Genomic DNA, 12,627 nt, shown 5'->3' on the forward strand with positions numbered 1-12,627 from the left:
GTGAGTCAATCACCCTACGGCACCACGGAGTTCACGTCCCGGCAGTTCCGCACCGCGATGGGACAGTTCTGCACGGGCGTGACCGTCATCTCCACGACCGACGGCGATAGCAACCCGGTCGGTTTCGCCTGCCAGTCGTTCGCCGCGTTGTCTCTGGACCCGCCGCTGGTGCTGTTCTGTCCGATGAAGACCTCCCGCAGTTGGAAGGTGATCGAGCAGACCGGCAGATTCGTGGTCAATGTCCTGGCCAACCGGCAACAGGAGGTCAGTGCCACGTTCGGTGCCCCGGGCGGCGACAAGTTCGCCTCGATCACCTGGGACCGGTCACCGGCCGGGCTGCCGGTGATCCGGCACAGCCTGACCTGGGTGGAATGTGACGTGGAGCGGGTGGAGGACGGCGGCGACCATCACATCGTCATCGGCCGTGCCATCGTGCTCGGCGACCTGTTGCAGGACAAGCCGCTTCTGTTCTACCGCGGCGGCTACCTGTCCACCGAACACCCCCGCGTCCATCCGGTCGAGGCCGAACTCGAGGATTTTCTCACCTGGAACGGCACCGACACCTGGCTGTAAAGGCGTAGACAGAAACCATGACCAGCGATGCGACGGTGACCGCTCCACTCACAGCGGCGATCGGCGAGGCCGAAAAGCTCATCACCTCAGCCGAATTCATCGACACCGAACTCGACCTGGCCGATGGCCTGGACTACCTCGCCGGTAGCATCGCCGCGGTCATCCAGCTGGCCCGGGCACGGCAGCGTTCGCATCCCAATTTCGTCACCTCGACGGGGCCGAGCACCAAGATGGGGCTCGACAATCCCGACACCCTCTACTACCACGCGGATGTCGAACCGGACGGAACCTACGAGGTCCGCGGAACACGTGGCAGCACCGTCGATCTCAGTTTCCAGATTCTGCGTGGCGACTACACCGCCACCAACGTGCCCGGCGGCGACGATGCCTTCGACGACCGACGCATCACCATCGCCGCGGACGGCTCGTTCCGCCTCACCTTCGGCCCCGAACCCACGGGTGCGCGCCCGGACAACTACTTCGTGCTCGGCGAGGGCGCATCGATGTTGGCGGTGCGCGAGGTGTATGGCGACTGGACCGAACGCAAGGGTTCGATCTCGATCCAGCGCGTCGACACCCGAGGTACCGCTCCGCCGGACACCGACCTGGCCCGGGTGTCCCGTAGGTATTCAGTGGCGGGCAAGATGTTGCTGTCCCGCATCACCACCTGGTTCAACTTCCCGCGCTGGTTCTATCTCGACGAACCGGTCAACACGTTCACCTCGCCGCGGTTGACCCCCGGCGGCCTGCGCACACAGTTCTCCTCGGTCGGTCACTACCGGCTTGCCGACGACGAGGCGATGATCATCACGGTGCCACGTTCGGACGCTCCCTACCAGGGATTTCAGCTCGGCAGCATGTGGTACGTGTCCTTGGACTATGTGAATCATCAGACGAGCCTCACTACGCAACAGGCGCAGGTGGATTCCGACGGAATGATCAGGCTGGTGGTTTCCGCGCGTGATCCGGGTGTCTGCAATTGGGTCGAGACCACCGGCAGATCCCGGGGCATCCTGCAATTCCGCTGGCAGCGTGTCGACGAGCCGATCGGGCCTGAACTGGGGCCGTCGGCGCAGGTCGTCGCCTTCGAAGACATCGCGGCGCACCTGCCCGAGTACGCCGCCAACCGTATCGACGAGGCCGGGTGGCACAGGCGTATCGCAGCCAGACAGCAGGCCTTCGCGGACAGGATGCTGGGATGACCGGGTTGCTGGCGGGCAAGGTGGTGGTGGTCTCGGGTGTCGGCCCCGGCCTGGGCCGGGCGATCTGCACGCGGATGGCCCGGGCGGGGGCCGCGGTCGTGCTGGCCGCCCGCACCGAATCGCGCCTGACCGAGATCGCCGCCGACATCGGGGCTGACGCCCTGGTGGTGCCCACCGACATCACCGACGCCGCCGCCGTCGACAACCTCCGTGAGCGTGTCATCGAACGGTTCGGCAGGGCCGACGTTCTGATCAACAACGCTTTCGCCCTCCCGTCGATGAAACCGCTGGCCCGCACCGACTTCGACCAGATCACCGAGAGCCTGAACCTGACGGTGCTCGGCACCCTTCGCGTCATCAAGGCATTCACCGAGCCGCTCGCCGAGGCCTCCGGCGCGATCGTCAACATCAACTCGATGGTCATCCGGCATTCTGAACCTCGTTATGGCAGTTATAAACTCGCCAAGTCTGCGCTGCTGGCGATGTCGCAGACGCTGGCCACCGAACTCGGGGACCGCGGTATCCGGATCAACTCGGTCGCCCCCGGCTACATCTGGGACGACCAGCTCAAGTGGTACTTCGGCCAGGTCGCCGACAAGTACGGGATCACCCCCGAGCAGGTGTATGAGCAGACCGCGGCCCGCTCCGATCTCAAACGGCTTCCCGAACCTGACGAGATCGCCGACGCCGTCGTATTCCTGGCCTCCCCGATGGCCCGTGCGGTAACCGGTCACACCCTCGATGTGAACTGCGGTGAATACCATGGCTGATCATCCGTCGGCGCATACGACGACAGTCGGCACGCTCGACGATCTGCACGCCGCGGCAACCAGGGCCACCGGGCTGACCGACTTCGGCGAGGACAGCTATCTCGAGCCGCTCCGGATTCTGCTCGATTCGTATGCGCGAGAGGCACACCTGACGCCGACGGGCAGCAAGACGGCGCGCGTGTTTCTCAAGGGCGCACTCATCGCCCGGCTGCTGAGCGAGGCCGCGTGGCAGACCGACCCGGGGTACGCCGATGTGCGTATCGAACGCCCGGTATTCGTGACCGGCCTGCCGCGCACGGGCACCACCGCCCTGCACCGGTTGCTCACCGCCGACCCCGCTCATCAGGGCCTGGAGATGTGGCTGACGCAATGGCCACAACCGCGACCGCCGCGCGAGAGCTGGGCGGCAAATCCGGTGTTCGCCCAGCTCCAGGCATCGTTCGCCAAGCACCACATCGACGATCCCGAGTTCATGGGGTTGCACTACATGGCCGCCGACGAGGTGGAGGAATGCTGGCAGCTGCTGCGGCAGAGTGTCATGTCGGTCTCGTATGAATGCCTGTCGTACCTGCCGTCGTACTCGCGGTGGCTGGCCGGCGCGGACTGGACGCCCGCCTATATCCGCCATCGCAAGAATCTGCAGCTCATCGGCTCCAACGACCCGGACCGCAGATGGGTGCTCAAGAACCCGAGCCACCTGTTCGCTCTCGACGCCATGCTCGAGGTGTACCCCGACGCGTTGGTGATCCAGACGCACCGCGCCCCGGAAACCATCATCGCCTCCGCGTGCAGCCTCGCCGAACACGCCACCCGTGGCTGGTCGGACACCTTCACCGGCGCGACCCTGGGGCGCGCACAACTCGAGCTGTGGTCGCGTGGCCTGCGGGAATTCACCGAATCCCGTGCCCGGCACGACCCGGCCCGGTTCCTCGACATCGACTTCGCCGACCTGCGGCGCGACCCGATGGGCACCGTCGAACGCGTCTACGCCGCGCTCGGCACCCCGATGTCCGACGCGGCGCGGGCCGGGGTGATCGCCCTCGACACGGAGAGCGCGACAGGTGCCCGCGCACCGCGCCACACCTACTCGCTCGCCGACTACGGCCTGGACGAGGCCGAGGTCAGCCGCGTATTCGGTGCCTGACCTCCACCATCGTGGCCGTTCTGTCGCCGCATACGGTAAGACTGATCGTATGCAGCTGCCTGAGTTGGGGTTCCGTCCGACCATCGGCGCGGCGCTGGCCCGTGCGGCCACCGGGTTCGGCGACGTCGACTATGTCGTGACCGATCGCGACCGGATCACGTATGCGCAGGCAGAACACCGTTCGGCGCTGCTCGCCCGACAACTGCTCGCCCACGGCGTGGGCAAGGGAACTCGCGTCGGATTGTTCTACCCCAACGGCGTCGAGTGGGTGCTCTGGTGGCTGGCGGCGAGCCGGATCGGTGCGCTGGTCGTCCCGTTCAGCACTCTGTACGCCCCCGGGGAGCTGGCCAAAGGTCTGCGACTGGGCGACATCCACCTGTTGATCGCGCCCGAGCGCGCGGTCACGGTCGACGTCGCGGCATTCCTGGAGGAAGCGCTACCCGGTCTCGCGGCGCACACCGGTACCGAGGTCGCCGTACCGGCGGCTCCCTACTTGCGGCGGATCTGGATCACCGGTGGCACCGACCGCTCGTGGGCCCGCCCGGTCGACATCGACGAACCGGCAAACGATGTTGTGCAGCAGGAGATTCTGGCAGCGGTCGAGGCGCAGGTGTGCCCGGCCGATCCGGCCGTGATGATCCATACCTCGGGCTCCACCGCCGATCCCAAGGGAGTCGTCCACTCCCACGGGGTACTCATGCGGCAATCGGTGTTCTTGCAGGACACCATGAATGGATTCACCCCGGCGGGCCTGCCCACCCGGTATCTGTCGGCGATGCCGTTCTTCTGGATCGGCGGGATCCTGCACGTCACGGGCTCGCTGCACAGCCCGCTCACCATTCTCACCCTCGCCCGCACCGAACCCGGTGCCGCACTCGAACTCATCGAACGCGAACGTGGGACCGGTATCGCCGGCTGGCCGACGCTCACCCAGCGGATGCGCGCCCACCCCGATTTCACCACCCGGGATCTGACGACCTGCCCCAGCATCGTCGACCAACCGGCAGATCTGTCGCTGGTCGCGGTGCCCGGCACCGTACCGCGCCACCGCAGTCTCACCGAGAGCGGCGGCGGCTTCCTGACAACCGAGGTACTGGTGGTCGACGCCGACGGCACCCCCGTTCCCGCAGGTGACGAGGGTGAGCTCTGGATCCGCGGACCCGGCATCATGCTGGGCTACAACAAGCGCGAGGCGTGGGAGGTTTTCGACGCCGACGGTTGGTTCCATACCGGTGACCGGGTATTCGTCCTCGACGGCGAACCCGGGGTCTTCTACGTGGGCCGTTCCACCGAGCTGATCAAGACCTCCGGCGCCAATGTCTCGCCCAAGGAGGTCGAGTCGGTTCTCGACCAGCACCCGGCGGTGCAATCGAGCCTGGTTGTGGGCGTCGGGGACGACGAGCGCGGCCAGGAAGTGGTGGCCGTGGTGGTGCCGTCGGACCCGGCGACATTCGACGCAGATCTGGTGGCCGCCGACATTCGCCGGGATCTGTCGACCTACAAGGTTCCGCGGCGATGGGTGGTCGCGGACGCGGACGACCTGCCGCTGCTGACGTCCGGGAAACCGGACCGGCGTGAACTGACCCGTCGGATCGAGGCCGGTGTGTTGGCCGGTCGGCACTGACTCGGCCGGCAAACCGATCGATGTGTGCTGCATCACAAGAGTGGCACGTACGTACACAACGACCTGGGCGAATGGTGGGTGAATCACGTCTGACCAGGAGATTTGGAGTTGTGCGAGGTGGTCGCGTAACTTTCTTCGAGTCAGAGCGAGACGGGCTGGCGCCGGGGAGTCGGGCGAGGATGAAAGTCCTGGTCAGGGGCTTGTGGGTGTTGGTTTCGGGTTTGTGATGATCACCTTGGTTTGTTTTCTGGTGTGCTGTGTTGTGCGCCGGGGTTCGGGGTGGGCCGGGTAGGTTCGGTCGGCTGCAAGGGTTCGGGGTTGCCGGGTTTTGCGGTCGGGGTTCGGGTCTGTTAGGCTGGAGTGGTTGCCCCGGAGTGGGTGGCGGTTTCCAAGTGTTTGTGAGCAGTGCTTGCTGATGGTTGCCTCTTTGTGGGGTGGTGTTGGTGGGTGTGTGTTCTTTGAGAACTCGATAGTGTGTGACAAACTTTGTTTGATGCCAAATTTTTTTGGTAGTCAAAATATTTTTGAATGCCAGTTTGTTTTTTTGAGGATTTTTTGGTCAGGTTTTTCTCTCTGGTCTGAAGAATTGTGTTGAAACTGTTTGGTTTCAGTGTTTTTTCATGGAGAGTTTGATCCTGGCTCAGGACGAACGCTGGCGGCGTGCTTAACACATGCAAGTCGAACGGAAAGGCTCCTTCGGGGGTACTCGAGTGGCGAACGGGTGAGTAACACGTGGGTGATCTGCCCCTGACTTTGGGATAAGCCTGGGAAACTGGGTCTAATACCGGATATGACCTGCCCTTGCATGGGGGTTGGTGGAAAGCTTTTGCGGTCAGGGATGGGCCCGCGGCCTATCAGCTTGTTGGTGGGGTAATGGCCTACCAAGGCGACGACGGGTAGCCGACCTGAGAGGGTGATCGGCCACACTGGGACTGAGACACGGCCCAGACTCCTACGGGAGGCAGCAGTGGGGAATATTGCACAATGGGCGCAAGCCTGATGCAGCGACGCCGCGTGAGGGATGACGGCCTTCGGGTTGTAAACCTCTTTCACCAGGGACGAAGCGCGAGTGACGGTACCTGGAGAAGAAGCACCGGCCAACTACGTGCCAGCAGCCGCGGTAATACGTAGGGTGCGAGCGTTGTCCGGAATTACTGGGCGTAAAGAGCTCGTAGGCGGTTTGTCGCGTCGTCTGTGAAATTCTGCAACTCAATTGTAGGCGTGCAGGCGATACGGGCAGACTTGAGTACTACAGGGGAGACTGGAATTCCTGGTGTAGCGGTGAAATGCGCAGATATCAGGAGGAACACCGGTGGCGAAGGCGGGTCTCTGGGTAGTAACTGACGCTGAGGAGCGAAAGCGTGGGTAGCGAACAGGATTAGATACCCTGGTAGTCCACGCCGTAAACGGTGGGTACTAGGTGTGGGTTCCTTTTCACGGGATCCGTGCCGTAGCTAACGCATTAAGTACCCCGCCTGGGGAGTACGGCCGCAAGGCTAAAACTCAAAGGAATTGACGGGGGCCCGCACAAGCGGCGGAGCATGTGGATTAATTCGATGCAACGCGAAGAACCTTACCTGGGTTTGACATACACCAGACGCTGGCAGAGATGTCGGTTCCCTTGTGGTTGGTGTACAGGTGGTGCATGGCTGTCGTCAGCTCGTGTCGTGAGATGTTGGGTTAAGTCCCGCAACGAGCGCAACCCTTGTCCTGTATTGCCAGCGGGTTATGCCGGGGACTTGCAGGAGACTGCCGGGGTCAACTCGGAGGAAGGTGGGGATGACGTCAAGTCATCATGCCCCTTATGTCCAGGGCTTCACACATGCTACAATGGCGCGTACAGAGGGCTGCGAGACCGTGAGGTGGAGCGAATCCCTTAAAGCGCGTCTCAGTTCGGATTGGGGTCTGCAACTCGACCCCATGAAGTCGGAGTCGCTAGTAATCGCAGATCAGCAACGCTGCGGTGAATACGTTCCCGGGCCTTGTACACACCGCCCGTCACGTCATGAAAGTCGGTAACACCCGAAGCCGGTGGCCTAACCCCTGTGTGGGAGGGAGCTGTCGAAGGTGGGATCGGCGATTGGGACGAAGTCGTAACAAGGTAGCCGTACCGGAAGGTGCGGCTGGATCACCTCCTTTCTAAGGAGCATTGGCACTGTCGTGGATCATGCCCGAATGTGGTGTGCCGCGGTCATGTTCATGGGTGAAACATCAAACACATCCTGTTATGCCGGCTGTGCACTAGACGTGTGTGGTGGGTGGGGTGAGTGTTCTGGGTGACTGGGATGCTGGTTGTTGCACACTATCGGGGTTCTGAGGGAACACGCAGTGATGCGGGTTGTCTTGGCCTGCTGTTGGGTTGCTGGTGGTGAGGGTTCCTGTGATGGGGGCCGGAGTTGGTGGCTGGTGGTGGGTGTGTGTTGTTTGAGAAGTGCATAGTGGATGCGAGCATCTCATCAGTGATGATCGATGTGCCCTGTGAGGGGTTGTTGGTTGTTGTTGATGGTATGAATATTGCAATTTCATTTTTTGAGATAGTGCTTTTTTGGCGTCTACATTCGTGTCTTTGCCGGCAGTCTTCGGGTTGTGTGGTGGGGGTGTGTTTGTAGGTGTTGTTGTAAGTGTTTTAGGGCGTTCGGTGGATGCCTTGGCACCAGGGGCCGATGAAGGACGTGGTAGGCCGCGATAGTCCTCGGGGAGTTGTCAAACGAGCTGTGATCCGAGGGTGTCCGAATGAGGAAACTCAGCACCAGTTATGTGGTGTTACCCGCCCGTGAATGTATAGCGGGTGTGGAGGGAACGTGGGGAAGTGAAACATCTCAGTACCCATAGGAAGAGAAAACAAGTGTGATTCCGTGAGTAGTGGCGAGCGAAAGCGGATGAGGCTAAACCATGCGCATGTGTAACCGGGTAGGGGTTGTGTGTGTGGGGTTGTGGGGTTCATCTTCCCGGATCTACCTGTCCGGGCGTGAGTGATAAAATCATGGGTTAGGTGAAGTGGCCTGGAATGGTCCGCCGTAGACGGTGAGAGTCCGGTAGTCGAAAGCCTGTGGTCTTGCGTGATGGATGCCCAAGTAGCAGCGGGCTCGTGGAATCTGCTGTGAATCTGCCGGGACCACCCGGTAAGCCTGAATACTTCCTGGTGACCGATAGCGGACTAGTACCGTGAGGGAAAGGTGAAAAGTACCCCGGGAGGGGAGTGAAATAGTACCTGAAACCGGACGCTTACAATCCGTCAAAGCCTGTGAGTTCTTGAGTGGACTGTGGGTGATGGCGTGCCTTTTGAAGAATGAGCCTGCGAGTTAGTGCTCGGTGGCAAGGTTAACCCGTGTGGGGTAGCCGTAGCGAAAGCGAGTCTGAATAGGGCGCAATGTCGGAGACATTATGTCTTGTGACTGTAGTCGCCGGGTCTAGACCCGAAGCGGAGTGATCTACCCATGGCCAGGGTGAAGCAGCAGTAAGATGTTGTGGAGGCCCGAACCCACTTCAGTTGAAAATGGAGGGGATGAGCTGTGGGTAGGGGTGAAAGGCCAATCAAACTCCGTGATAGCTGGTTCTCCCCGAAATGCATTTAGGTGCAGCGTCACATGTTTCTTGCTGGAGGTAGAGCTACTGGATGGCCGATGGGCCCTATCAGGTTACTGACGTCAGCCAAACTCCGAATGCCGGTAAGTGAGAGTGTGGCAGTGAGACTGCGGGCGATAAGGTTCGTAGTCGAGAGGGAAACAGCCCAGATCGCCGGCTAAGGCCCCTAAGCGTGTACTAAGTGGAAAAGGATGTGGGGTCGCGAAGACAACCAGGAGGTTGGCTTAGAAGCAGCCACCCTTGAAAGAGTGCGTAATAGCTCACTGGTCAAGTGATCCTGCGCCGACAATGTAGCGGGGCTCAAGTACACCGCCGAAGCCGCGGCACTCACACAAGTCATCGGCACATCCTTGCGGGGGTGTGTGTAGTGGTGTGGGTGGGTAGGGGAGCGTCCTGCATCCGTGGAAGCGCCGGAGTGATCCAGGTGTGGAGGGTGTGGGAGTGAGAATGCAGGCATGAGTAGCGAAAGACAAGTGAGAAACTTGTCCGCCGGATGACCAAGGGTTCCTGGGGCAGGTTAATCCGCCCAGGGTGAGTCGGGACCTAAGGCGAGGCCGACAGGCGTAGTCGATGGACAACGGGTTGATATTCCCGTACCCGTGTATCCGCGCCCAATAGCGAGGCAATTGTACTAAGTGCCCAAATCCCAAGAGACCGCCTTCGGGTGGCTGGCGGGTGCTGCGCACGACCTTGGTTGTAGTAGTTAAGCGATGGGGTGACGCAGGAAGGTAGTGGGGCCAGTGAGTGGTTGTACTGGTGTAAGCCTGTAGGGCGAGACATAGGCAAATCCGTGTCTTGTGTGCCTGAGAGGTGATGCGTAGCCGGTGAGGCGAATTCCATGATCCTATGCTGCCGAGAAAAGCCTCTAGTGAGTTGGTACATGGCCCGTACCCCAAACCAACACAGGTGGTCAGGTAGAGAATACTAAGGCGATCGAGTGAACTGTGGTTAAGGAACTCGGCAAAATACCCCCGTAACTTCGGGAGAAGGGGGACCACTGCTGGTGAACACTGTTCGGTGGGAGCTGGTGGTGGTCGCAGAGACCAGAGAGAAGCGACTGTTTATTAAAAACACAGGTCCGTGCGAAGTCGTAAGACGATGTATACGGACTGACGCCTGCCCGGTGCTGGAAGGTTAAGAGGACCGGTTAGTGCCCCTTGTGGGTGCGAAGCTGAGAATTTAAGCCCCAGTAAACGGCGGTGGTAACTATAACCATCCTAAGGTAGCGAAATTCCTTGTCGGGTAAGTTCCGACCTGCACGAATGGCGTAACGACTTCTCTGCTGTCTCAACCACAGACTCGGCGAAATTGCAGTACGAGTAAAGATGCTCGTTACGCGCGGCAGGACGAAAAGACCCCGGGACCTTCACTATAGCTTGGTATTGGTGTTCGGTTCGGTTTGTGTAGGATAGGTGGGAGACTGTGAAGCGGTCACGCCAGTGGTCGTGGAGTCGTTGTTGAAATACCACTCTGATCGTATTGGACTTCTAACCTCGGACCCTGATCGGGTTCAGGGACAGTGCCTGGTGGGTAGTTTAACTGGGGCGGTTGCCTCCCAAAATGTAACGGAGGCGCCCAAAGGTTCCCTCAGCCTGGTTGGCAATCAGGTGTTGAGTGTAAGTGCACAAGGGAGCTTGACTGTGAGACGTACATGTCGAGCAGGGACGAAAGTCGGGACTAGTGATCCGGCACCTACGAGTGGAAGTGGTGTCGCTCAACGGATAAAAGGTACCCCGGGGATAACAGGCTGATCTTCCCCAAGAGTCCATATCGACGGGATGGTTTGGCACCTCGATGTCGGCTCGTCGCATCCTGGGGCTGGAGTAGGTCCCAAGGGTTGGGCTGTTCGCCCATTAAAGCGGCACGCGAGCTGGGTTTAGAACGTCGTGAGACAGTTCGGTCTCTATCCGCCGCGCGCGTTAGAAACTTGAGGAAACCTGTCCCTAGTACGAGAGGACCGGGACGGACGAACCTCTGGTGTGCCAGTTGTTCCGCCAGGAGCACTGCTGGTTAGCTACGTTCGGAAGGGATAACCGCTGAAAGCATCTAAGCGGGAAGCCTGTTCCAAGATGAGGTTTCTCACCCCCTTAGAGGGGTTAAGGCCCCCCACAGACCATGGGGTTGATAGGCCAGAACTGTAAGCACAGTAATGTGTTCAGGTGACTGGTACTAATCGGCCGAGGACTTACAACAACACCCACACACAGTGTGGGCCATAATGACCATGTAACGCATCCACTATGCACCTCTGAAACAACACACAACACACACAAGTGTGTGTGTGACAATTTCACAAATTTTGCGGCGGCTATAGCGGTGGGGAAACGCCCGGACCCATTCCGAACCCGGAAGCTAAGCCCACCAGCGCCGATGGTACTGCACCCTAACCAGTGTGGGAGAGTAGGACACCGCCGCAATCACACCCCATTGAGGCCCCAACACACTCGTGTTGGGGCCTCAATGCATGTGTCCTACAAAAAACTGACTCCAGCCGACGCACATCCTCACCGGCGCACATCCTCGGACACCGGCCTCACCCGCGGTCAATGGGCCGAGTGCCCTGTCCGGATGCGTTCAGGACAGGGCGCCCGGTCGCGGGCTCTGACTATGGCGTGAGAGAGCGCAGCGCTTCGTGCGGCTGCCCGAATAGTTGCGAGCTGCCCTGCGCACGCTTGAAATACAGGTGGATGTCGTGTTCCCAGGTGATGCCGATGCCGCCGTGGATCTGGATCGCGTCGCCGGTGACCGAGCTGAATGCCTCCGAACAGTAGACGTGGGCGGAAGCGGCGAGTGTGTCGGCGTCCGCGGCGCCGGTGGCGACGGCCTGGATCGCGGCCTGGGCGAGCGAGCGGGCCGATTCCACCAGGACGTACATATCGGCCATCCGATGTTTGAGGGCCTGGAACGACCCGATCGCCCGGCCGAACTGCTTGCGCACCTTCGCGTAGTCGACGCTCAGATCCAGCGCGGCCGCAGCGCCGCCGACCTGCTCGCAGGCCAACAGTGCCCACGCGTACGTACGTAGTTGTGTGGGCAGGTGATCGGCCGATGCGAGTGCCCGGGCCGGTGCGTCGACGAAATCGATCCGCGCCAGTGGACGGGTCGGATCGACCGTCGGCAGCGCCTCGACGCGCACGCCGTCGGCATCGGCGGGCAGCACATGCAGCGTCGCTTGGTGTCCGGAGCCGCCGGCAAGCACTACCAACAGGTCGACGGATTCTCCGTCGATCACATAGTGAGCGGTGCCCGACAGCAGACCACCGTCTGCCGTGACACCCGGCGTGTCCCATCCGGAGCTACCTGCCCAGCACACCGTCGCGGTCTTTTCGCCGGCAGCGATCTTCGGCAAGACGTCCGCGGCCACCGTCTCGTCGCCGGAAAGCAGGATGGCGGCGGTCGCCAGGGCCGTCGAAAAGGCGGGTACCGGGGATAGCGACCGACCCAGTTCTTCCAGGACGACGGCGCTTTCGGCGAAACTTGCCCCGGCACCGTCGTATTGTTCCGGGATGGGGAGCGCGGCGACACCGATCTCCGTGCACAGCGTCGTCCACAACGGCTCATCGGTACGTCCGGGACGGGTGGCAGCGGCACGGACCTCAGCCATCGAGCCGCGTCGTCGAAGCAGGTCGGCGACGGAATCGCGGAGCGCTTCGCGTTCCTGCGCGGACACGGCTGCACCGCTAGCCGAGGTCGGCCGGTCGTCGGTCGTGGTGTTCATGGCGTTTCCCT

The 12,627-nt window shown here is 61.3% G+C and carries 6 protein-coding genes and 3 rRNA genes; 8 read left to right on the forward strand and 1 reads right to left on the reverse strand.

Annotated features, from left to right (window positions below; all coding sequences use genetic code 11):
• From hsaB to rrf, 8 genes are all read left to right on the forward strand, one after another.
• Nucleotides 1-573 (forward strand): 3-hydroxy-9,10-secoandrosta-1,3,5(10)-triene-9,17-dione monooxygenase reductase subunit, encoded by a 573-nt coding sequence (hsaB, locus tag GII31_RS03960; protein ID WP_213246995.1) that lies wholly within the window; start codon nucleotides 1-3, stop codon nucleotides 571-573.
• Nucleotides 574-590: 17 nt separating this feature from the next.
• Nucleotides 591-1,775 (forward strand): hypothetical protein, encoded by a 1,185-nt coding sequence (locus tag GII31_RS03965; protein ID WP_213246996.1) that lies wholly within the window; start codon nucleotides 591-593, stop codon nucleotides 1,773-1,775.
• Complete coding sequence (locus tag GII31_RS03970) at nucleotides 1,772-2,545, forward strand: SDR family oxidoreductase (RefSeq protein WP_213246997.1); 774 nt, start codon at nucleotides 1,772-1,774, stop codon at nucleotides 2,543-2,545. The genes GII31_RS03965 and GII31_RS03970 overlap by 4 nt, the downstream gene beginning before the upstream one ends.
• The gene (locus GII31_RS03975; RefSeq protein WP_213246998.1) at nucleotides 2,538-3,689 is read left to right on the forward strand and encodes a sulfotransferase family protein; all 1,152 of its coding nucleotides are present in this window, start codon (nucleotides 2,538-2,540) and stop codon (nucleotides 3,687-3,689) included. The genes GII31_RS03970 and GII31_RS03975 overlap by 8 nt, the downstream gene beginning before the upstream one ends.
• 49 nt (nucleotides 3,690-3,738) lie before the next feature.
• Nucleotides 3,739-5,313, forward strand: coding sequence for a class I adenylate-forming enzyme family protein (locus tag GII31_RS03980; protein ID WP_213246999.1), 1,575 nt, complete (start codon nucleotides 3,739-3,741; stop codon nucleotides 5,311-5,313).
• A 617-nt stretch (nucleotides 5,314-5,930) separates the two neighbouring features.
• Nucleotides 5,931-7,452 (forward strand): 16S ribosomal RNA (locus GII31_RS03985).
• A gap of 476 nt (nucleotides 7,453-7,928) precedes the next feature.
• A 23S ribosomal RNA gene (locus tag GII31_RS03990) occupies nucleotides 7,929-11,091 on the forward strand.
• Between the two features lie 107 nt (nucleotides 11,092-11,198).
• A 5S ribosomal RNA gene (gene rrf, locus GII31_RS03995) occupies nucleotides 11,199-11,315 on the forward strand.
• The 16S, 23S and 5S rRNA genes sit together here, the layout of an rRNA operon.
• Before the next feature lie 188 nt (nucleotides 11,316-11,503).
• On the opposite strand, the gene GII31_RS04000 is transcribed toward rrf, so the two are convergent.
• Entirely contained in the window at nucleotides 11,504-12,616 is a 1,113-nt protein-coding gene (locus GII31_RS04000) for an acyl-CoA dehydrogenase family protein (RefSeq protein WP_213247000.1), read from the reverse strand.
• Between the last annotated feature and the right edge of the window lie 11 nt (nucleotides 12,617-12,627).

The organism is Gordonia pseudamarae (assembly GCF_025273675.1).
In the GTDB taxonomy this organism is placed as follows: domain Bacteria; phylum Actinomycetota; class Actinomycetes; order Mycobacteriales; family Mycobacteriaceae; genus Gordonia; species Gordonia pseudamarae.